The sequence below is a fragment of the Promicromonospora sp. NPDC023805 genome (assembly GCF_040639635.1).
In the GTDB taxonomy this organism is placed as follows: domain Bacteria; phylum Actinomycetota; class Actinomycetes; order Actinomycetales; family Cellulomonadaceae; genus Promicromonospora.
Genome location: NZ_JBFAAH010000001.1, coordinates 453,640 through 474,071, shown reverse-complemented (window position 1 = coordinate 474,071; position 20,432 = coordinate 453,640). Strand labels below are relative to the sequence as shown.

The window sequence follows — 20,432 nt, the reverse complement described above, 5'->3', positions numbered from 1 at the left end:
GCGGTCACAGGTCGCGCACCCGGATGTTGCGGAACTCCATCGCGTCGGCGTCGCTGTGGTTCTGCAGGCCGATGAAGCCGCTGAGGAACTGCCGCAGGTCGGTCGGCGGGTCGCCGGCACGCGAGGACTTCTTGCCCGGCGAGTTCTCGAACTCGTTGATCACCACGCCGTTACGGATGATCGTGTACTGCTGGCCGACCACCTGGATCTCGTACTCGTTCCACTCGCCCTTCGGGGTCACTCCGGCCTGGGGCAGGCCGTTCGTGTCGAAGTTGTACACCGAACCCGTCTTCTGCGGCTCGCCGGTCGGTCCGTCGTAGAGCTGGATCTCGTGGCCGCAGTAGATGGCCACCCAGGCTTCGGCGTCGGTCAGCTGACCGCACTCGGGGCGCTCGTCCCGCGGTACGCGCGGGTCGGGGAACCGGGTGAAGACACCGCTGTTGGCGTAGCCGGTGCCCGGCGCGACGTCCTTGAACTCGAGCTTGAGGGAGAAGTCCTCGAGCTCCTCGCCCGGGTGCCAGAGCATGCCGAGCCCGCCCTGGGCCCGGATGGACCCGTCGTCCCGGAGGTCGAAGTTGCCGCCGGGAGCCTGCCGCCAGCCGGCAAGCGTCTCCGCCGTGCCGTCGAAGAGCCACCGGTACCCGGAGTGGGCGTTCGTCCCGATGCCTGACGCCTTCGCGGCCTGGACCAGCTTCGTCTGCGCCGCCTTCGTGATGACCTTGTCCGCCACGAGCTGGTTGGTCACCGCGGTCACGTGGTTCACGAACCGGCCGTTGGTGTCCCACTCACGCTCGTCGTTGATCAGGTCGTTGATGGTGCAGCCGCCCAGGTCGACGCTCGCGACGCTGGTCTTGGCGGCACCGATCCAGACGTTCTTGCGGTCGTCCGGGATGGTGCACGTGGTCTCGACCGGGACGTCGAGAGTCGTCTTGTCGCCGTCGGCGTAGGTCACCGTGAGCGTCGCGTCGTAGCTGCCGACGCGGACGTAGGTGTGCCGCGGGTTCGCCTCGGTCGAGGTGCTCCCGTCCCCGAAGTCCCAGGCGTAGGAGACGCCGCCCGAGTCGCCGCCCGTGAAGGCGACGGTGAGCGGGCTGCTCTGCACGCTGGCCCCGGAACCGGCAGGTACCGGCGTCGGCGCGCCGCCCGTGTAGGCGATCCGGGTGAGCTTCTGCCGGTCGGTGAGGGAGAAGAAGCCGCCGCCGTAGTCGAGCAGGTACAGCGCCCCGTCCGGGCCGAACTTGGCGTCCATCCACTGGTCGACGTCGTCGTTGCCGTTGCCGCCCTGGATGATCTGGCGCAGGTCCTCGGCGAACACCGGGGGAGCGGCCTCGTCGACCGTGTCCGGGTTCACCGTGACGGCGATCCGGTTGTTCGAGTTGGACTGGTCACCGATGAACCACTTGTTGTCCCAGTACGCGGGCCAGGCGACGCCGCTGGTGGTGTCCACCTCGGACCGGTGATAGGTCGGGCCGTTCATGATGGCCTGGCCGCCGCCCCGCAGGTACGGCTGGGTGTAGGTCGCCTCGGCGTCCTTGTACGACGGGATGCCGTTCTCGCCCTCGGGGAAGACCGGTCCGCCGCCGCTCGGCGAGTACCAGATCATGTTGTCGCGCACCGGCGGCAGGTCCACCAGGCCCGTGTTGCGCGGCGAGGTGTTCTTCGGGTTGTCGCAGTCGTACCAGCCGGTCAGGACCGTCGCGTCGTCGTTGCTGCGGTCGCGGTAGGGCTGCCCGCTACCCATGCAGTAGGGCCAGCCCTGGTTGCCCGCCGAGGTGATGATCGTGGCGGTCTCGTACTTGGCCGGCCCGAGCTCCGGGTCCGGCAGGCCCGCGTCCGGCCCCACCCACGCCGCCGTTAGCCAGTCGTTCTCCTTGTCGTAGGCCAGGCGGGAGATGTTGCGCACGCCCATCACGTAGATCTCCGGGCGCGTCTTGTCGCCCGGGTCGTCGACCTCGGGGAACAGGTTCCCCTCGGGGATCGTGGCCGTGCCGTCCGGCTCCGGGTGGATCCGCAGGATCTTGCCGTTCAGGTCGTTCGTGTTGCCGGCAGTGCGCCGCGCGTCCTGGAACGAGATGCCCGCGAACTCCTGGGTCCAGTTGTTGCCGGAGTAGCCACCGGAACCGCCGGAGGAGTTGGCGTCGCCCGAACCGATGTACAGGTTGCCGTCGTTGTCGAAGTCCATGCCGCCGCCCGCGTGGCAGCAGCTGTGGATCTGCGTCTCCCACTCCAGCAGGTCCTTGCGCGTGGACTGGTCGATGGTGTTCGCCTCGGCGTCGTACGTGAAGCGCGACACCGTCCGCTGGCCGACGCGACGCTCGACGTCTATCGAGTCGTGCGGCATCCAGTAGAGGTAGATCCACTGGTTCTCGTCGAAGTTCGGGTCGAGGGTCAGCCCCAGCAGACCCTCCTCGTTCTTGACCAGCTCGCTGCCGCTGCCGCGGTTACCCATGACCTCGAGGGTGGTCAGCAGCTTCGTGGTTCCAGAGTCCGGGTCCCAGCGGTGGACCGTGCCACAGCCGAGCCCCACCTTCGGGTCCTCCCACGACACCACCGGACCGGACGGGCAGGCGGCCTTGCCGATGTAGAAGACGCCGCCGTCGGACGCCACGGTCAGCCCGTGCGGCTCACCGACCTGGTCCAGCTTGCCGGCCGCGTTCTTCGTGGTCAGCCGCTTCGCCTCGTAGTTGGCGGCGATGGTCGCCTGGCAGTCGCCACGCACCATGCCCGTCGACCAGAGCAGGCCGCCCAGCAGGTGGTCGCGGAACTCGTCCTCCGCGTAGGTCGCGGCGGTGCCGCCCATGCCGGTGTAGAACGACCGGCCGCCGTCGTAGTCACGGCACCACGAGATCGGGTGGAACGGGCCGTTGGCGCTCTCGCCCGGCTCGTAGTCCCACTCCTGCACCTGCGCGATCGTGTGCACCTCGCCGATCGGGTTCGGCGCCCAGTTCAGCCAGCGGTCCGAACGGGTCCAGTTCAGCGGCAGCCCGTCGTTGGCCGGGTGCGCGCGGTCGACGACGTTGACCGTCGCCTCCTGCACCGGGACCTCGGGGGCGGGCTCCTCCTCGCCCGTGCCGTCGAAGAGCTGGATCTCGGCGAGCTGGGTCAGGTCGTCACCCGCGTTCGCCGTGATGTCGAGCCGGTAGTGCTGGTAGGCCGTCTCGTTCTCGAACCGGTAGTCCATCGGGGTGAACCGGTCGGGGAACTCCTGGTCCGACTGCGTGTCCAGGTCGGTCCACGTCTCACCGTCGGTGGAACCCTGCAGCGTCCAGCTCTTCGGGTCGCGGCCGGCGAAGTCGTTCGCCGAGGTCAGCGCGTACCGCGTGGCGACGACTGCCTCCTCCATCTCGAGGTCGATGGCCGCCGTCGGCTCGAAGGCGAGCCACTTGGTGTTCGAGTCGCCGTCGATCAGGTTCTCGGCGTCCTCGTTCGGCGGGTTCTCGGCGTTCGCGCTGACGCTCGCGACGGCCAGCGGGTCCGGCAGGTTGCCGGCCGGGCGGGTGCCGATCAGGCCCGTGAACCACTGCGAGCGGTCCTGCGCGCGTGCGGCGTCGCGGATGCCGAGGAAGCCTCCGCCGTCCTGCACGTAGGCCTTGAGTGCGTCCTCCTGCGCAGTGCTGAGCTCGATGCCCTCGGCGGACAGGAAGACGACGCCGCGGAACGCCGCGAGGTTCTGCGCGGTGAAGGCCCTCGGGTCGCTGGCCGTGCGCACGGTGAACCCGTGCTCCGCGCCCAGCTCCTTGATGGTTCTGGTCGCGGCCGCCACGGGGTCGGCCTGCTTGTCCGGCGCGCCGTGGAACACGAGCACGTTGATGTCTGCCGCGTCCTCGGCGAGCGCCGCCGGTGCGGCCGCCACCGGGGCGGCGTCGGCCGTCGTCGTCCGCTGGGCCTGGGCTGGGACCGTCGCCAGCCCCATGACGAGTGCGGCGCCGGCTGCCGCGGCGAGTGCGCCGCGTACCGACCTGCGCGGGGCTGCCGCCCCGAGGATCGTGCGTCTTCCTGTCCGTTCCATCACTGCTCCTTTGCGCGTGATCAATGCGTGCGGTCAGTGGCCGGAGTGGGCCGTGCTTGTCTCTGTACTGGACCGGGTAGTGCTGGACTGGGTGGCGCCGCCGGCCAGGTGGCCGCCGTGCTCGTGGAACCGGTCGATGGCGTCCTGCGCGCCGGGCGGCATGGAGCCGTCCGCGTTGCGGACCAGGAAGACCCCGGCCATGCCGCCGTCCGAGTGGAACTGGACGTGGCAGTGGTACATCCACGCGCCCGCGCCGACCTTCTGGCCGGCCTTCACCTGGAACCCGAACGAGTCGCCCGGATTGAGGTCGCGGGTGTCGATCACCTGGCTGGGGTCGTCGGGTCCGGTCAGGTAGCCGGTCCGGTTGTTCGCCCAGCGGTGGGCGTGCAGGTGGAAGGTGTGGAGCTGGTCCCCGTGCCCGATCGCGACGAACTCGACGGTCTCCCCGAGGTTCGCCTCGAACATCGGCGTGTTGGGGGCCGACTTGTTGTTGATCGTCATGTCGTTGAACACGACCGTGTACGTGCGGTCGGGCACGATGTCGCCCTTGCGCCGCACGATGAGCCCGCCGTACAGACCGGCGCGCAGGCCCGCCGTGCCGTGCTCACCGCCCAGCGCGTGGTCGTGGTAGTGCCAGTAGCCGGCGCTGCCGGGCAGCCAGTGGCCGTCGTCCAGCTGGGTCTGCACGTGGCTGCCCCAGGTGTACGTGCGGGTCTCGCCGGGCTCGTTGAACGAGTCGTTGAACGGGCTGCCGTCCGACTCGGTCTTGTAGTCGACGCCGTGCGGGTGGATGGACAGGCGCTTGTCGGTGTTGTTGACGAGCTCGATCTGGAGGGTGTCGCCCTCCCACATCTCCAGCAGGGGACCGGGGATGGTGGCCTTGCCGGGGGTGAGCCCGTAGCCGTAGAGGCCGCCGGGCAGGGGCTCCGCGTAGACGGTGATGTGCCGGGTGGTGCCCAGCGGGCGGATGATCCCGGGCCCCGCCGCGGCGGCGGTGTCGGCGCCGAGCGCCAGCGCCGCGGTCGGCGCCATCAGCCCGGCGAGCGTGCCGGTCAGGATCGAGCGCCGGGATACGGCGCTCTGCGGGGTTCGGGTTTCAGCGTTGTTCTCAGGCATGCGTCTCCGTTCGACACCGCCGGGCATGCGGATGCGGGCCCGGCGAGACAGGGATCAGGAGGTATAGGGGCTCAGGCGCGCGAGGCCGTCGGCGGCGACGCCGTGGGTGACAGCGTTGTCACGAAGGTGGACCACATCGTCGTTCCCTCCAAGGACGTTGGCTCGTGACCGTCAGCGGCGGCGGTCACGCCCTCATGACCCATGCGGCCGCCCTGTCGGAAGACGTGAGATGGCTCGCATGCGTTTTGTGCACCACAAGGTGGCTTTGCGAACCTATGGCGACTTCTGCCGAGTGTCAAGCAAAAGTTGAAAGAACAACGTCAGACTTATGCGCGGAGGCTACGGGGGCGGTAGCAGCACCCACACGGCGGTCACCACCAGGATCGTCCCGGTGAGGAGCCCGGTCAGGGGATGGGCGAGCGCCGCCGTCGAACGGGGGCCCCGCGGCCTGGTGGCGGTGCGCAGCACCCAGCCGAGCGGCCAGGCCGCCAGGGCGGCGAGGAGCCCGGCGGCGGCGCCCAGGTACAGGAAGGGCACGTCGAGGGTGTTGGCGACGATCGCCACCTGGATCGCCGTGGACAGCGCGACGACCGTCGGGATCAGGTGGAGCCGCGGCTTGCCCATGGTGACGCCGGCCTTGTCCTCGTCCTTGGCGGCCGCCACCGCCCGCCGGTACTTGCTCGCTATGAACCCGGTGCACAGCCGGGTCAGGCCGCCGTGGGCCAGGAGCGCCGCGACGTAGATGGCCACGACCCGCCCCGTCACCACCGTGCCGTCGGGCCAGGTGCGCACGGCTGCGACGACGGCGATCACCACGACACCGCAGGCGACCACGACGCCGGCGATGGGAAGGAGCCGTGTCCAGGGCCCGGAGTGCCGGACGGTCCAGGCGAACCACAGCGCCGCCAGGGCGCCGGCCGCGGTCGCCGCCAGGGCGTGGTCGCTCGCGTACTGCATGGTGATCCCCTTCGCAGAACCGGTGCGGACCGGGCATCAGCGTAGGGTGTTTTCCCAGGTCAGGGAAGTATTTGTGCGTTCGGATGGGGTTGTGCTCCCGGGTGGGCGGACGCCGGGGCCGCCAGGTGGTCGAGAATCCTGGACCGGACCTCCGGGTCGCCGAGGATCTTGTTGTGCCCCAGCCCCGTGGTCGTGAACAGCTCGCTCGACGAGGCGTGGGCATCGTGGAGCTGCTCGGACAGGACGTGGGGGTTCATGCGGTCCCCGGCGTCGTGTATCCAGAGCGCGGGGACCGACGCCGGCACGGTGTGCGCCAGCAGGTCGAAGCGTTCGTAGACGTCGGGGTGGCCGGGCAGCCCGTAGCGCTGGACGGCGGTCGCGAAGCGGTCCCGCAGCGCCCAGGGGAGTCCCGACACCCGCACGAACCAGTCGGTGGCGGAGCGGACCGACGTGAGGGCGGAGATGCCGGTGAACCGCTCGGCCCGGACGCCCTCGTGCAGCGCGATCCCGGCCGCGAGCACGCCGAGCGAGTGCCCGACCACTGCCGCCCAGGGTGCGTTCTCGGCGTCGGACAGCCGGCGGATGATGTCGAGGTCGTCGAGCCCGGTGCGGCCGCGCCCGCCGGAGTCGCCGTGGGCGGGGGCGTCGTAGGTGACTACCCGGAGCCCGGCGGCGGTCAGGTCCTCGACGATCCGGCCGAACGCCGAGGCCCGGGAACGCCAGCCGTGGACGAGCAGGACGCCGGGCGCACCCGGCTCGCCCCACGAGTAGGTGGCGACCTGGGTGGTTCGCCGCGCGCCGCCGCGGAACGTGGGGCGGTGCACGAGCGAGCCGCGGCGTGCGGAGTCGTGGACCGGCCGGTCGGCGAGCCGGACCGGCACGGGTGGGCCGGGCCGCCAGTAGGTGACCGCGCCGAGCGCCAGGGCGAGCGGCGGCGCGGTGCGGCCGAGGGTGCGGAACGTGGCGCGGGTGAAGCGCTGGGTCTGGGGCACGGAAGACCTCCGGGGGCTGGCTGAGGCTGTCTGGTGTTGCCTGGCACTGCCTGAACAATCTGTACGATCGTTCGCACACTATCGGATGTGCGAACGGTCGTACACTCTCTTTTATGGATGCCCCTACCGACCTGCGGCGTGCCCGGGGCGACCGCACGCGCCGCGCCGTGCTGGACCACGCGGTGCAGGAAGCGTCCGTGAGCGGGCTCGACGCGCTGTCCTTCGGCACGCTCGCCACCTCCGCGCCCGTGAACAAGAGCGCCATCGCAGGTCTGTTCGGGTCCAAGGAGAAGCTCCAGCTGGCCGCCGTGGAGCGGGCCATGGAGATCTACCGCGACCACGTGATCGTCCCGGCGCGCTCCGCTCCGCGGGGCCTGCCGCGGCTGTGGGCGCTGGTGCTGGCCTGGACCGCGTACTCCCGCACGCGCGTGTTCCGCGGGGGATGCTTCTTCCGCACGGTCGAGGTGGAGTTCGACATGCGGGAGGGTGCCGTGCGGGACGCGGTGGCGGCGGCGCAGCAATCCTGGGAGTCGTACGTCGCGCATCAGGTGCTGACGGCGGCCGACGCCGGCGAGCTGTCCCCGGGGACCGACCCCGACCAGGTCGAGTTCGAGATCAACGCCCTGCTGAACGCCGCCAACGACCGCTCGCTCCTGTACGGCGACGACGCCGTGTACGGGCGCGCCGAAGCGGCGGTCCGGGCGCTCCTGGTGGCGCACGGGGCGGACCCGGCAGCGCTGCGCTGAACCGAGCTGTGGACGTCGAGGGACGTCGAGGGGTGTCCGAATGTTTCAGACCCGTATACATGTGCTCGTTACCCTCTGTTCATGGTGATGCGGCACGAGGGTCCTGACGACGCGTCCGTACCACGTGCGGCAGTCCGGCTCGCCACCACCCGCTGGGGCGCCGGACCCGGGAGGGCGCTCCTGCTGCACGGCACGGTGTCGGCCGGCGCCACGTGGTGGCAGCTCGCGGAGACCCTCGCCGCGGACGGCTACGAGCCCACCCGCGCTCGCCCCAGGCGGTGCAGGCGGCGCACCCGGCCTGGGACCGGCGCGACGTCACGGCGGTCGCGGCCGCCGCGAAGGCCGCCGACAACACGGCGGTCGCGCGCACCCTGCGGGACAACACGCCGTGGCGGTACACCGGCGTCATCAGCCGTCTCATGGTCCCCACGCTCGTGCTGAGCGCCGACCCCGCCCAGGGCGCCCTGTTCCCGCCCCGCACCGGCGTCGAGCTCATGATCCGCAACCCGAGCGTGCGGGTGCGGATGGTGGTGGGCGCCGGGCACGCGGTGCACCGCGACCGGGCCGCTGCCGTGTCGGCGGCTGTCCGGTCGTTCCTCTGGTGAACGCTCCCGGTGCACATCCTCCCGGTGCGGGAGCCTCCGGAACCGGAGTTAAGGTCGGGCAGTGAGCTCCTCCGCATCCGCACGCAAGCAGCTGGTCGCGCTCGCCGAACAGGGCTTCGAGGGGCCGTGGCGGCACGCGCGCGGTGACTTCACGAGCGACGCCCGCCCCGCCTCGGTCCTCGTGCTGTTCGGCGTCCTGGACGACTTGGCCGCCGACCGCGACGACCACGACCTCGCGGTGCCCGCCGACCTCGACGTGCTGCTGCTCGCGCGAGCCGCGACGCTGCGCAGCCACGCCGGCCAGGTCGCCTTCCCGGGCGGACGCGCCGACGACGGGGAGGATGCCGTGGCCGCCGCCCTGCGCGAGGCCGTCGAGGAGACCGGGCTGGACCCGGCAGGCGTCGAGGTGCTCGGCGCGTTCGACGAGCTGCCCATGCCGGTCAGCAACCACGTGGTCACCCCGGTGCTCGGCTGGTGGGCCCGGCCCACGCCCGTCGGCGTCGTCGACGTCGCAGAGTCCGCGCACGTCTTCCGTGCGCCCGTCGCCGACCTCCTGGATCCCGCCAACCGGTTCACGGTCGTTGCCCGCCGCGGCAACCAGACCTGGCGCGGCCCGGGCTTCCACGTGCACGACGGCGACCTCACCCACCTCGTGTGGGGGTTCACCGCCGGGATCCTGGACGCCATGTTCGACCAGCTCGGCTGGACCGAGGACTGGGACCGCACGAAGGAGCTCGGCATCTCGTGACCCGCACCGCCGACGCACCAAGGAGCACCCGATGACCGACGTCACCCGCGACGCCATCCGCGCCGCCGAGGCCCTGATCCGCCCGCACGTGCGCCACACCCCCGTCCTGGACGTCGACCTGGCGGACTTCGGCCGCCCCGCGCACCCCCTCTCGCTCAAGCTCGAGTGCCTGCAGCACTCCGGCTCGTTCAAGGCGCGCGGCGCGTTCACGAGCCTGCTCACCCGCGAGGTGCCCGACGCGGGCGTGGTGGCCGCCTCGGGCGGCAACCACGGAGCGGCAGTCGCCTACGCGGCCGCCAGGCTCGGGATCCCCGCCACGATCTTCGTGCCCAGCGTGACCTCGCCGGCCAAGGCCGACCGCATCCGCGGCTACGGCGCGAAGCTCGTCGTGGGCGGCGACCGGTACGCCGACGCGCTCGCCGCGAGCGAGGAGTTCGTCGCCGGTACCGGCGCCATGACGGTGCACGCCTACGACCAGCCCGAGACGCTCATCGGACAGGGCACGCTCGGCCTGGAGATCGCCAAGGACCTGCCCGACGTCGACACGCTGCTCGTCGCGGTGGGCGGTGGCGGGCTCATCGGCGGCATCTCCGCCTGGTTCCGCGGCGATGTGAAGGTCGTCGCGGTCGAGCCAGAGGGTTCGCCGACGCTGCACCGCGCGCTCGCCGCCGGCGAGCCGGTCGACGCGCCCACCGAGGGCATCGCCGCCGACTCGCTGGCACCCAAGCAGGTGGGCCGGCTCATGTTCCCGCTGGCCCAGCAGTTCGTCGCCGAGTCGGTCCTGGTCACCGACGACGCCATCGCGTCCGCTCAGCTCTCCCTCTGGGACACGGCCCGCGTCGTGGCCGAGCCGGGCGGCGCGGCGGCGCTCGCCGCTGTCCTGTCCGGGAGCTTCGTGCCGGAGCCGGGGGAGCGGGTAGCGGTGCTGGTGTGCGGGGCCAACACGACTGCCGTGCGGTTCTGACCCGAGCCGCTACAGCTCACACGCCGACGGCGACCACGGCCTCCTCGGCGTCCTCGTCCTCGTCGTCCTCCGGTTCCTCCGGACCGGCGACCAGGAGGTCGATGTGCAGACCGAGCAGCGTCCCGTCGGCGCCGTGGGTGCTGACCACCGGGTAGAAGCCGTCGCCCCAGCCGGAGTGGCTGAGCACTATGTTCTCGCCAGCCGTGGCCAGGGGCAGGGTGATGTTGGCGCAGCCGTTCCGGTAGTGCTCCGGGTCGTCCTGGAGCGCGAACCAGGAGCGTTCGGTGCCGTTGTCGAAGAGGTCCTCGTACCAGTCCTCGTCCCGGGGCGGCATGCAGGCGGTGACCGCCCCGGCGTCGGCGAAGGCCACCGTGCCCGCGTCGACGCCGACGCCGTAGAACTCGTCACCGGTCGGCGGCTCCGCGCCGTCCGGCGAGACGAGCCGCACCTCCGCGACGGGGGCGGCGTCGGAGATCACGAGGGACAGGTAGGCCTCACGTGGGTGGCTGCCGTCCCGGGCCTCCGAGACGTCGGCGACGGTGACGCGCACCGGATAGGATCCCGGCGGCACGGTGGCCACCAGGCCGTCGCCCAGGGCGACGTACGGGTCGGACACCTCGACCCGCCCCGACGGCACGTGCAGGACACCGAGGTCGTGCACCGTCTGGGGGTGGGGCGTGCCGGGCAGGAGGGCGAAGAGGGGCCTGAAGTAGGACATGCGAGGAAGGTAGCCGGAGCCACCGACACTCAGCCGAAGAGCTGCACTATCGCGTGCTCGCCCACGCCGACCATGATCGGGTGCGTGTCCGGGTAGGAGAAGCAGATGGCCGTGTACAGCAGGGCCCAGCCCTGCGCGCGGCGCCACATCCCGGCGTCCCAGCCGCGGCCGTCCCGCGCCTGGGCGTCGACCACCCGGCGGAAGCGGTCCCGGCCCTCGGCGTCGAAGGTCAGCCACATCGCGCCGAGATCCGACGCCGGGTCGCCGCTGGTCACGTCGCCGAAGTCGATCACGGCGGAGAGCCGGTCGCCGTCGGCCACCAGGTTGGCCGGGTGCGGGTCGCCGTGCAGCCACACGGGGACGCCGTCGTAGCCGGGGGCGTCGGCGGCGTCGGCCCACAGCTCGTTCGCCCGGTCCTGGAACCGCTCGGGGAGCAGCGTGACGCGGTCCTCGAAGGTCGCGGTCCGCTCCGCGACGGGGATCCCGCGGAACCTGTTCCCGGGGGCGTCCTCGGGTGCCGGCTGGTGCAGCGCGACGAAGACCCGCGCCAGGTGCTCGGCCCACGGGGTGCGCTCCGCCGCCGGGACGGTGGCCGCGGGGACGCCGTCGGCCCACCGCACTATGCCCCAGGGCCACGGGTAGCCGAGCGCCGTGCTGGGCGCGCCGGTGCGGACCGGGACGGGGACCGGTACGGGCAGCCGTGGGGCGAGCAGCGGGAGCACCCGGTGCTCGTTGCGCATGAGCTGCGCCCCGAGCTCGCGCCGGGGGAGGCGCAGCGCGAGGTCGTCACCCAGGCGGATCATCACGTTGTCCCAGCCGTTCGCCACCAGCTCCAGCGGCAGCTCGGCAAGGTCCGGGTGCTGCTCCTCGAGGAGCTCTCGGCTGAGGTCGACTGTGACGTCGAGGTCGGCGGCGACCACGGCGGCTCCTTCGTCTGGTGTCGTGCGCGGGAGGCCCTGGCACTGCGTGCTGAGCGAGCGGTCAACGGTACCGGTATGCCCATACTGGAACCATGGCGACCACCTGGACCGACGAAGACCCCGCCGCCCACGTCGACGCCGTGCCCTCCACCGTCCGGCGGCGCGACGCGCAGACCCTGCGGGACCTCATGGAGCGCGTCACGGGTGCGCCGCCACGTATGTTCGGCACCTCGATCATCGGGTTCGGCGAGTACCGGTACGAGTACCCGAGCGGCCGCTCCGGGCACGCGCCCGCCGCGGGGTTCGCGCCTCGCAAGGCGGCCACCACGGTGTACCTGGCGGACGGCGTCGGCGCCCACGAGGAGCTGCTGGCCGGGCTCGGCCCGCACACCACCGGCGTCGGCTGCCTCTACCTGAAGGACCTCGAACGGGTCGATCTCGCGGTGCTCGAGGAGATCGTGCGCCGCTCCTGGGCGACCGTCACCGACGGGACGTTCGGGCAGCGGGCAGCGGATTCCTGAGGCGCGCGGCACGCCCGAGCGCGGTGCAACCCGGGGAACGTTCTGCGAACGGTCCGCGTTGACCCCCAGGCCAACACGAAGGAGACCCGGTGCAGCAACGCCAGATCGAGCAGTCCGCCGAGCAGGATCACGTCGATGCCATGTACGCCAGGCTGGACGGTGAGGTGGCCCGCGTCAGCGCGGACCTCGACGACGCCGTACGCGCTTCGTCGACAGACCCGGAGGAGGCGTTCACCCGTGAGGTGCGTGTCCGCATGCTCAACCGCCGGGCGCGCACGCTGGGCTCAGCCGAGCACCACCTCTGCTTCGGCCGGATCGACCACGCCGACGGCCGCACCCTGCACATCGGGCGCACCGGCCTGAGCGACGGCGACGACCAGCTGCTCGTCGACTGGCGCGCCGACGCCGCCCGTCCCTTCTACGCCGCGACCGCCGCGCACACCATGGGGCTGCACCGGCGCAGGCACCTGCGCCTGGAGGGCCGCAAGGTCACCCGCGTGAGCGACGAGCTCCTGGACGGTGCGGAGCCCGGCCCGGAGGATCTCGTCGGGGACGGGCCGCTGCTCGAGGCGATCGGCGCCCGGCGCACCGGCCGCATGCGCGACGTCGTGTCCACGCTGCAGTCCGAGCAGGACGCGATCATCCGTTCCGCGCACCGCGGCGTCACCGTCGTGGAGGGCGGTCCGGGCACGGGCAAGACCGTGGTCGCCCTGCACCGCGCCGCGTACGTCCTCGCCGGCTTCGACGAAGCGCGGGCCGACGGTGTGCTCGTGCTGGGCCCGAACTCGCGCTTCCTCGACTACATCGCCGAGGTGCTGCCGTCGCTCGGCGAGAACGACGTGGCGATGACCACCGCCGACCGCCTCGTCGCCGACGCCCTCGGTCTCGACGTCGATGCGGGCCCCGCGGTGGGTCACGAGCTGCGCCGCGCCGCCGGTGACGTGCGGCTGGCCGACGAGCTCGCCGAGACGGTCCGCGGGTACCAGGCCCCCGCGGGCACGCTGTCCGTGCTGGTCGACGGCGACGCGATCACCATGGACACCCGCGCGCTGGCCGAGGCGCGGGCGACCGCCGGCGGCGCCGGCCTGCCGCACAACCAGGCCCGGTCGCTGTTCAAGGACCTCGTCGTGGACTTCGTGTCAGACGAGGTGCAGGGCCGCGCCCGGGTCATGCTCGCCAAGCTGGACGAGGACATCGAGGTGCTGACGGGCGGCGTGAACGTCGACAAGGCAGCCGCGAAAGATCTCGAGCGGCTCGGGTTCGGCCCGGACGAGGGTGGCGCCTTCGGGCACGCCGCCGCGGTGGCGGAGCTCGACCCCGGCGCCCTGCGGGCCGAGCTCGCCGACGACCTCGCGCTCGAGCGGGCGGTCGAGGCCGCGTGGCCGCGGCTCGAGGCGGCGGACGTCGTCCTCGACGTGCTGGACCAGCGCCCGGAGCTCACGGTCGAAGGCGCTCCGGAAGGAGCCTGGACCGCGGCTCACCTGCCGCTGCTCGACGAGGCGGAGCACCTGCTGAACGGCCCGCCCGCCCGGACGTACGGGCATGTGGTGGTGGACGAGGCGCAGGAGCTGACGCCCATGCAGTGGCGTTCGGTGCTGCGCCGCTGCCCGGGCCGGTCCATGACGGTGGTCGGCGACCTCGCCCAGGCGGGTCCGGCGACCGGCGCGGCGTCCTGGGCCGACGCGCTGGGCAGCGACCTGGCCAGGCGTGCGGACGTGCGCACCCTCACCGTCTGCTACCGCACCACCGCCGAGGTGCTGGCCGCGGCTGCGCCGCTGCTCGCGCAGATCGCCCCGCACCAGGCTCCCGCAGTGGCGGTGCGCAACGGTGACGAGCCCCGGCGGGTGACGGCGGACGGCGACCTGGTGTCCGCCGTCGTCGCGGAGGCGCGGGCCGAGACGGAGGCCGACCCGGAGGCGCTCGTCGCCGTCGTGGCCGCCGACGCCGCGGTCGCCGGGATAGCGACGGAGCTGGACGGCACGGGCGTCCGCGTGGTGCCCGTCTCCCAGGTGCGCGGTCTCGAGTTCGACACCGTGGTGGTGGCCGACCCGGAGGGTATCCGGAACGCCAGGCCGGGCGGCGAACGCGACCTCTACGTCGCGCTCACCCGCCCGACCCGGCGGTTGGTCATCGTCGGGTGACCGCCGCGTTGGCCCAGTAGGGCACAACTGATGCTTGGTGACGAGCGTGTTGCAAGGCGTGCTCGTTCGGTGGGTGCCGGGAGGAGTGAACTGCGTTCGCCTGTGGACCGGATTTGCGGGCTGTCCCGAATAGTTCAGCGTGGCTGAACTTGACGGGTCTGACGCGAACGTTCTTCAGCACTCCTGGCACCCACCTCGTGACCCGGCTCGAGTCTCTCGGCAATCAGCTGAGGATGCCTCATTCCCGATCCCTCGGAGACGGTCTCTACGAGCTGCGGTTCACCTGTGAGAACGTTGCCCGTCGGATCACCTACGTGTTCGAACCTCAGCGTCGTGCCGTCACTCTGACCACCTTTCGCAAACAGAAGCAGAACGAGCGCGGAGAAGTCCTCCGCGCTCGGCGAGCGCAAGCTGCCCGCGCAGAGGAACTCAGGAGGGGCGGGGACGTGGAGAAGGCAGACAAGAAGAAGGGACGTGCTAGCTCATGAGGACGACGTCCTGGCGTGAGCTGCAGGCGGAGTCGCTTGCGGCAATGACGCCCGATGAACGTGCCGAGTACGACCTTGCCGGGCAGGAGGCCGAACTCAAGCTCCGGCTGGCGGAACTCGTGTACAACGCGCGTACCGGCGCCGGGCTGTCCCAGACGGAACTGGCCCGACGCGTTGGTACGAGCCAGTCCGTGATATCCAGCATCGAGAACGGGGCCCAGGTGCCGACGGTGCCCACGCTCTTCCGCATCGCTCGAGCGCTGGACCAAGACCTGCGGGTGGAGATCAGCGCGGCCTGACGGGGCTCACCAGCTCGTCGGGACCGGGAGGCCCTCCTGGTACCCGGCGGCCGACTGGATGCCCACCACCGCGCGCTCGGAGAACTCGGCGAGGGAGCGCGCGCCCGCGTACGTGCACGAGGACCGCAGGCCCGACGTGATCTCGTCCAGCAGGTCCTCGACGCCCGGTCGGGCCGGGTCGAGGTACATCTTGCCGGTCGAGATGCCCTCCTCGTAGAGCGCCTTGCGGGCGCGCGCGAACGCGGTCCCCGCACCTGAGTTGCGGGCCGCGACCGCGCGCGCCGAGGCCATGCCGAACGAGTCCTTGTAGAGCCGGCCCGCGCCGTCGGACTTCAGGTCGCCGGGCGACTCGTACGTCCCGGCGAACCAGGAGCCGACCATCACCTGCGACGCGCCGGCGGCCAGCGCCAGGGCGACGTCGCGGGGGTGGCGCACGCCGCCGTCGGCCCAGACGTGCTTGCCGAGCTCGCGCGCGGCGGCCGCGCACTCCAGGACCGCGGAGAACTGCGGGCGCCCGACGCCGGTCTGCATGCGCGTGGTGCACATCGCGCCCGGGCCCACGCCGACCTTGAGGATGTCGGCGCCGGCGGCCACGAGGTCGCGCACACCCTCGGCGGTGACGACGTTGCCCGCCACCACCGGCACCCTCGGGTCGACGGACCGGACCGCCTCCAGGGCGGCGAGCATCTTGGTCTGGTGGCCGTGCGCCGTGTCGACGACCAGCACGTCCACGCCCGCCGCGAGCAGGTCCTTGGCCTTCGCGGCGACGTCGCCGTTGATGCCCACTGCGGCCCCGATGCGCAGGGCGCCCGACGCGTCGAGGGCGGGGGAGTAGATGGACGAGCGCAGCGCGCCCTTGCGGGCGAGGATCCCGGCGAGGCGCCCGTCGCGCACCACCGGCGCCAGGTCGAGGCGTGCGGCATGCAGCACGTCGAACGCGGCCTCCAGCCCGCTCGGGGTGTCCAGCAGGGCGGCGTCCAGCAGACGGGGTTCGGCGGACATGACCTCCGAGACGCGGGTGAACCGGTCGACGTCCGTGCAGTCCGACTCGGTCACGACGCCGACGGGCCGGTCGTCCTCGACGACGACGGCGGCGCCGTGCGACCGCTTGCCGAGCAGGTTCAGCACGCTGTGCACGGTGTCGTGCGGGGAGACGACCACCGGCGTCTCGATGACGGGGTCCTTGCCCTTCACATCGGCGACCACGCTCGCCACGATGTCGGCGGGGACGTCCTGCGGGATGATCGCGATCCCGCCGCGCCGGGCGACGGTCTCCGCCATGCGGCGGCCCGCCACCGCGGTCATGTTCGCGACGACGACGGGGATCGTCGTGCCGGTGCCGTCGTCGGACGCGAGGTCGACGTCGAACCGCGACGTGACGTCCGAGCGGGACGGGACGAGGAAGACATCGCCGTAGGTGAGGTCGGTGGCCGGGCTCTGCTCGGGGAGGAATCGCACGTTCACCAACACTAAGGACTTCTGCCCACCCTGCCTATGAGTCGGGACACATCGTTGTGGAGGTATCGGAGACAGGCAGGAGACAGGCACAGGAGGCAGCGGTCCCGTGGCACAGTGGAGTGGTCGGCGACCCTTAGAGTGGGGCCCCGATTCCCCTGCTGAGGGGCACGACGAAAGGACGAGCATGGGCCTGCTGAGCGACATACGTTCGCCCGAGGACGTCCGGGCGATGACGCCCGGTCAGATGCCGGAGCTCGCGGAGGAGATCCGTCGATTCCTCGTCGAGAGCGTCTCGCGGACGGGCGGTCACCTCGGCCCGAACCTGGGCGTCGTCGAGCTGACCATCGCCATGCACCGGGTCTTCGACTCGCCGCGTGACTCGATAGTCTTCGACACCGGCCACCAGGCCTACGTGCACAAGCTGCTGACGGGCCGCCAGGACTTCTCCGAGCTGCGCAAGCGCGGCGGCATGTCGGGCTACCCGAGCCGCGCCGAGTCGCCCCACGACATCGTCGAGAACTCCCACGCCTCCACCGCGCTCTCCTGGGCGGACGGCATCGCCAAGGCCAACCAGGTACGCGGCAAGGACGACCACGTGGTGGCGGTCATCGGTGACGGCGCCCTGACGGGCGGCATGGCCTGGGAGGCGCTGAACAACATCGCCGAGAGCCGGGACCGCAAGCTCGTGATCGTCGTCAACGACAACGGCCGGTCCTACTCGCCGACCATCGGCGGGCTCGCGAACCACCTCGACACGCTGCGCACCTCCGGCGGCTACGAGGCAGTCCTCAGCTGGGGCACCCGGGCGCTGCACCGCTCCGGCGCGCCCGGACGCTTCGCCTGGCGCTGGCTGCACGGCCTGAAGAAGGGCCTCAAGGACGTCGTCGCGCCGCAGGGCCTGTTCGAGGACCTCGGCATCAAGTACATCGGCCCCGTCGACGGCCACGACGAGGAGGCCCTGGAGCGGGCGCTCGGCCGCGCCAAGGCGTACGGCCGCCCCGTGATCGTGCACGCCATCACCGAGAAGGGCCGCGGGTACAAGCCCGCCGAGGAGGACATCGCCGACCGGTTCCACGCCGTCGGCGTCATCCACCCCGAGACCGGGCTGCCCGTCGCGGCCAGCCGGTTCGGCTGGACCAAGGTCTTCGCGGACGAGATCGTGAAGATCGGCCGCCGCCGGCCCGACGTCGTCGCGATCACCGCCGCCATGCTGCACCCCGTCGGGCTCGCGCCGTTCCAGGAGCAGTTCCCGGAGCGCACCTTCGACGTCGGCATCGCCGAGCAGCACGCAGTGACGTCGGCCGCCGGCATGGCCTTCGCCGGCCTGCACCCCGTGGTCGCCGTGTACGCGACGTTCCTGAACCGGGCGTTCGACCAGGTGCTCATGGACGTCGCCCTGCACAAGGCGGGCGTCACCTTCGTCCTGGACCGGGCCGGCATCACCGGCGAGGACGGCGCCAGCCACAACGGCATGTGGGACATGGCGATGCTGCGCATCGTGCCCGGCCTGCGGCTCGCCGCGCCCCGCGACGAGACGACCCTGCGCGGCGCGCTGCGCAGCGCCGTCGACGTCGACGACGCACCCACCGTGGTCCGGTACCCCAAGGGCGCCGTCGGCGACGACATCCCGGCCCTCGAGGAGCTCGACGGCGTGGATGTCGTGGGGCGGTTCTCTCCGGTGGGCGGGGTCTCGACAGGCTCCACCAGCGCGGAGGCGCGGCGGGTGCTCGTGGTCGGCGTCGGCTCGATGGCCGGCTGTGCCATGGAGACCGGCGAGGCGCTCGCGGCGCACGGCCTGGCGGTCACCGTCGCGTCCCCGACGTGGGTGCTGCCCGTCCCGGAGAACCTGGTCAAGCTGTGCGGCGAGCACGACCTCGTCGTCACGCTGGAGGACGGCGTGGTCGACGGCGGCGTGGGCGACATGCTCGCGCAGCGCGCCGGCGAGCAGGGCATCGGGACACCGCAGGTGCACGTGGGCCTGCCGGTGGCATTCCTCGATCACGCGAGCCGTGACCACATCGTCAAGGCACAGCGCATGACCGCCGCCGACGCCACGCGCGACGCGCTCGCGGCGCTCGCGCTGGTGTGAGGGACGAGCTGCTCAGGAGACATGTGAGACTTCCCTGGTGAACGGCACATCCTCGTTGGACGACAGGAGAACAGTGACCAAACGGACCGTCGGCGTCGAAGAGGAACTGATGCTGGTCGCGCACGACGGGGCGCCGATCGCGCGAGCGCAGGAGGTGCTCGGCAGCGCGGAGCCGGCTGACGGGCCGCTCGAGCACGAGTTCATGGAAGAGCAGATCGAGACGGCCACGCCGCCGCGCACGACGCTCGAGGAGATCGCCGCCGCGATCCGGGAGGGCCGGGCCGGCGCCCAGACGGCGGCCGAGCGCCACGACGCACGCATCGCGGCGCTCGGCACCTCGCCCCTGGCGTTCGCCGGCACGACGGTCAGCAAGCTCCGGTACCTCACGGCGCGCGCCGCGTTCGGGCTGACCGCGCGGGAGCAGCTCACGAGCGGCTGCCACGTGCACGTGGGCGTGGCCAGCGACGTCGAGGGCGTCGCGGTGCTCGACCGCATAGGGCCCTGGCTGGCTCCGCTGCTGGCGCTGTCCGCGAACTCGCCGTACTGGATGGGCGACGACTCCGGGTACGCGAGCTTCCGTTCGCAGGTCTGGTCCCGCTGGCCCACGGCCGGCCCGACGCGGGTGTTCGGCACGCCGGAGGCGTATCACTCGGCAGTGCAGGGCCTGGTCGCGACGGGCACGATCCTGGACCAGGGAATGGTCTACTTCGACGCCCGCCTGTCGGCGCGCTACCCGACCGTGGAGATCCGGGTGGCCGACGTGTGCCTGTCCGCGGACACGGCGACGCTGCTGGCCGCGCTGGCCCGCGGGCTAGTGGAGACGGCGGCGCGCGCGGCGGACTCGCCCGCACCCGACGTCCCGGTCGAGATCTTGCGCACCGCGCTCTGGCGGGCGGGGCGGTCCGGCCTGTCCGGCGAGCTCGTCGACCCGCGGACCTGGCGGCCGGCCCCCGCGCACGATGTCGTCGGCGCACTGGTGGACCATGTCCGCGACGCCCTGGTGGACATGGGTGATCTCGACACCGTCACCGAGCTGCTGGGCGCCCTCTGGTCAGGTGGTGACGGCGCCTCGCGTCAGCGCGCCTGGGCGGCGCAGGCCGACGGCGACCTCGGCGTGGTCGCCCAACGCGCGGCGGACGCGACGCTGGAGTGAGCCGGCCCGGCCCGGTGGTCGAACCCGTCGGGACTCGTGCTCACCAGTAGTTCCCCGCGACGTCCCGCGCGGGCCTGCGCGGCTCGTTGACCAGGACGGCGACGTCGCAGCCGAAGAGCTGGGCGATCACGCCGACCTGGTCCAGGGTCCAGGCGGTCTTGCCGCGGAACCGGTCCGAGACGGCCGCGCGGGAGAGCCCGACCTCAGCGGCGATCTGCATCTGGCTCAGGCCGCGCCGAGCGGCCTCGAACCGGATCGCCGCCGCACACACCAGGGCCAGCCCGTCGTGGTAGAGGTTTGGGGCGGGCCGCGGCCGGAGGGCGGGAGCCGCCTCGTCGTCGAGATCGGGGTCGAGGGTGCCGTCGAAGTACGGGTGCTTCTCCAGCGGGTCGTAGTTGGTGCGCGCCATGGGACCAGGGTGCCGTGTGCACCGGCCTGGCGTCGGGGGTCATCCACAGGGCTGGAGGTCAGGCGGCTCCGCGGGCCGCCGGGCGAGGTACACCCCTGT

Annotated in this window: 18 protein-coding genes; 10 read left to right on the top strand and 8 right to left on the bottom strand. The window is 72.0% G+C overall.

Annotation, left to right across the window (positions count from 1 at the left end; translation table 11 throughout):
• Positions 1 to 4: 4 nt before the first annotated feature.
• From AB0F70_RS02165 to AB0F70_RS02150, 4 genes are all read right to left on the bottom strand, one after another.
• The gene (locus tag AB0F70_RS02165; RefSeq protein ID WP_357443013.1) at positions 5 to 4,009 is read right to left on the bottom strand and encodes a ThuA domain-containing protein; all 4,005 of its coding nucleotides are present in this window, start codon (positions 4,007 to 4,009) and stop codon (positions 5 to 7) included.
• A 33-nt stretch (positions 4,010 to 4,042) separates the two neighbouring features.
• A complete protein-coding gene (locus AB0F70_RS02160; protein WP_357443011.1) occupies positions 4,043 to 5,125 on the bottom strand; it encodes a multicopper oxidase domain-containing protein in 1,083 nt (360 codons plus the stop codon).
• A gap of 339 nt (positions 5,126 to 5,464) precedes the next feature.
• Positions 5,465 to 6,082 (bottom strand): hypothetical protein, encoded by a 618-nt coding sequence (locus AB0F70_RS02155; protein ID WP_357443008.1) that lies wholly within the window; start codon positions 6,080 to 6,082, stop codon positions 5,465 to 5,467.
• Positions 6,083 to 6,141: 59 nt separating this feature from the next.
• Complete coding sequence (locus AB0F70_RS02150) at positions 6,142 to 7,074, bottom strand: alpha/beta hydrolase (RefSeq protein ID WP_357443005.1); 933 nt, start codon at positions 7,072 to 7,074, stop codon at positions 6,142 to 6,144.
• 113 nt (positions 7,075 to 7,187) lie between these two features.
• Between AB0F70_RS02150 and AB0F70_RS02145 the strand changes: the two genes are divergently transcribed.
• The 4 genes from AB0F70_RS02145 (at position 7,188) to AB0F70_RS02130 (ending at position 10,137) form a co-directional block, all read left to right on the top strand.
• Positions 7,188 to 7,820, top strand: a complete 633-nt coding sequence (locus AB0F70_RS02145) for a TetR/AcrR family transcriptional regulator (RefSeq protein WP_357443002.1) — start codon at positions 7,188 to 7,190, stop codon at positions 7,818 to 7,820.
• A gap of 215 nt (positions 7,821 to 8,035) precedes the next feature.
• Positions 8,036 to 8,425: a hypothetical protein gene (locus AB0F70_RS02140; RefSeq protein WP_357443000.1), complete on the top strand. Its 390-nt coding sequence runs from the start codon at positions 8,036 to 8,038 to the stop codon at positions 8,423 to 8,425.
• A gap of 61 nt (positions 8,426 to 8,486) precedes the next feature.
• Positions 8,487 to 9,173: a CoA pyrophosphatase gene (locus AB0F70_RS02135; protein ID WP_357442998.1), complete on the top strand. Its 687-nt coding sequence runs from the start codon at positions 8,487 to 8,489 to the stop codon at positions 9,171 to 9,173.
• Between the two features lie 31 nt (positions 9,174 to 9,204).
• Entirely contained in the window at positions 9,205 to 10,137 is a 933-nt protein-coding gene (locus AB0F70_RS02130) for a threonine/serine dehydratase (protein WP_357442995.1), read from the top strand.
• Positions 10,138 to 10,153: 16 nt separating this feature from the next.
• Here AB0F70_RS02130 and AB0F70_RS02125 read toward each other — a convergent pair whose 3' ends face one another.
• Both AB0F70_RS02125 and AB0F70_RS02120 read right to left on the bottom strand, forming a co-directional pair.
• The gene (locus AB0F70_RS02125) at positions 10,154 to 10,855 is read right to left on the bottom strand and encodes a DUF4241 domain-containing protein (protein ID WP_357442992.1); all 702 of its coding nucleotides are present in this window, start codon (positions 10,853 to 10,855) and stop codon (positions 10,154 to 10,156) included.
• A gap of 29 nt (positions 10,856 to 10,884) precedes the next feature.
• Positions 10,885 to 11,775, bottom strand: a complete 891-nt coding sequence (locus tag AB0F70_RS02120; RefSeq protein ID WP_357442990.1) for an aminoglycoside phosphotransferase family protein — start codon at positions 11,773 to 11,775, stop codon at positions 10,885 to 10,887.
• Between the two features lie 92 nt (positions 11,776 to 11,867).
• Between AB0F70_RS02120 and AB0F70_RS02115 the strand changes: the two genes are divergently transcribed.
• The 4 genes from AB0F70_RS02115 to AB0F70_RS02100 all read left to right on the top strand — a co-directional run bounded on the left by AB0F70_RS02115 (position 11,868) and on the right by AB0F70_RS02100 (position 15,224).
• Complete coding sequence (locus AB0F70_RS02115) at positions 11,868 to 12,296, top strand: DUF1801 domain-containing protein (protein ID WP_357442987.1); 429 nt, start codon at positions 11,868 to 11,870, stop codon at positions 12,294 to 12,296.
• A gap of 89 nt (positions 12,297 to 12,385) precedes the next feature.
• Positions 12,386 to 14,437: an AAA family ATPase gene (locus AB0F70_RS02110; protein ID WP_357442984.1), complete on the top strand. Its 2,052-nt coding sequence runs from the start codon at positions 12,386 to 12,388 to the stop codon at positions 14,435 to 14,437.
• 197 nt (positions 14,438 to 14,634) lie between these two features.
• Positions 14,635 to 14,925 (top strand): type II toxin-antitoxin system RelE/ParE family toxin, encoded by a 291-nt coding sequence (locus AB0F70_RS02105; RefSeq protein WP_357443589.1) that lies wholly within the window; start codon positions 14,635 to 14,637, stop codon positions 14,923 to 14,925.
• A complete protein-coding gene (locus AB0F70_RS02100; RefSeq protein WP_357442982.1) occupies positions 14,922 to 15,224 on the top strand; it encodes a helix-turn-helix transcriptional regulator in 303 nt (100 codons plus the stop codon). The genes AB0F70_RS02105 and AB0F70_RS02100 overlap by 4 nt, the downstream gene beginning before the upstream one ends.
• A gap of 6 nt (positions 15,225 to 15,230) precedes the next feature.
• On the opposite strand, the gene AB0F70_RS02095 is transcribed toward AB0F70_RS02100, so the two are convergent.
• On the bottom strand, positions 15,231 to 16,682 hold the full coding sequence (locus AB0F70_RS02095; protein WP_357442979.1) for a GuaB1 family IMP dehydrogenase-related protein: 1,452 nt from the start codon (positions 16,680 to 16,682) through the stop codon (positions 15,231 to 15,233).
• 184 nt (positions 16,683 to 16,866) lie between these two features.
• On the opposite strand from AB0F70_RS02095, the gene dxs reads away from it, so the two are divergent.
• Positions 16,867 to 18,771, top strand: a complete 1,905-nt coding sequence (gene dxs / locus AB0F70_RS02090) for a 1-deoxy-D-xylulose-5-phosphate synthase (protein ID WP_357442976.1) — start codon at positions 16,867 to 16,869, stop codon at positions 18,769 to 18,771.
• Positions 18,772 to 18,844: 73 nt separating this feature from the next.
• On the top strand, positions 18,845 to 19,924 hold the full coding sequence (locus tag AB0F70_RS02085; protein ID WP_357442974.1) for a glutamate--cysteine ligase: 1,080 nt from the start codon (positions 18,845 to 18,847) through the stop codon (positions 19,922 to 19,924).
• Between the two features lie 40 nt (positions 19,925 to 19,964).
• On the opposite strand, the gene AB0F70_RS02080 is transcribed toward AB0F70_RS02085, so the two are convergent.
• Positions 19,965 to 20,333, bottom strand: a complete 369-nt coding sequence (locus AB0F70_RS02080; RefSeq protein WP_357442972.1) for a helix-turn-helix transcriptional regulator — start codon at positions 20,331 to 20,333, stop codon at positions 19,965 to 19,967.
• Between the last annotated feature and the right edge of the window lie 99 nt (positions 20,334 to 20,432).

What these genes read in the sequence shown, in the direction of transcription:
- AB0F70_RS02165 (WP_357443013.1), bottom strand. Translation starts at nt 4,009, where the DNA reads ATGGAACGGACAGGAAGACGCACGATCCTCGGGGCGGCAGCCCCGCGC.
- AB0F70_RS02160 (WP_357443011.1), bottom strand. Translation starts at nt 5,125, where the DNA reads ATGCCTGAGAACAACGCTGAAACCCGAACCCCGCAGAGCGCCGTATCC.
- AB0F70_RS02155 (WP_357443008.1), bottom strand. Translation starts at nt 6,082, where the DNA reads ATGCAGTACGCGAGCGACCACGCCCTGGCGGCGACCGCGGCCGGCGCC.
- AB0F70_RS02145 (WP_357443002.1), top strand. Translation starts at nt 7,188, where the DNA reads ATGGATGCCCCTACCGACCTGCGGCGTGCCCGGGGCGACCGCACGCGC.
- AB0F70_RS02130 (WP_357442995.1), top strand. Translation starts at nt 9,205, where the DNA reads ATGACCGACGTCACCCGCGACGCCATCCGCGCCGCCGAGGCCCTGATC.
- AB0F70_RS02125 (WP_357442992.1), bottom strand. Translation starts at nt 10,855, where the DNA reads ATGTCCTACTTCAGGCCCCTCTTCGCCCTCCTGCCCGGCACGCCCCAC.
- AB0F70_RS02115 (WP_357442987.1), top strand. Translation starts at nt 11,868, where the DNA reads ATGGCGACCACCTGGACCGACGAAGACCCCGCCGCCCACGTCGACGCC.
- AB0F70_RS02100 (WP_357442982.1), top strand. Translation starts at nt 14,922, where the DNA reads ATGAGGACGACGTCCTGGCGTGAGCTGCAGGCGGAGTCGCTTGCGGCA.
- dxs (WP_357442976.1), top strand. Translation starts at nt 16,867, where the DNA reads ATGGGCCTGCTGAGCGACATACGTTCGCCCGAGGACGTCCGGGCGATG.
- AB0F70_RS02080 (WP_357442972.1), bottom strand. Translation starts at nt 20,333, where the DNA reads ATGGCGCGCACCAACTACGACCCGCTGGAGAAGCACCCGTACTTCGAC.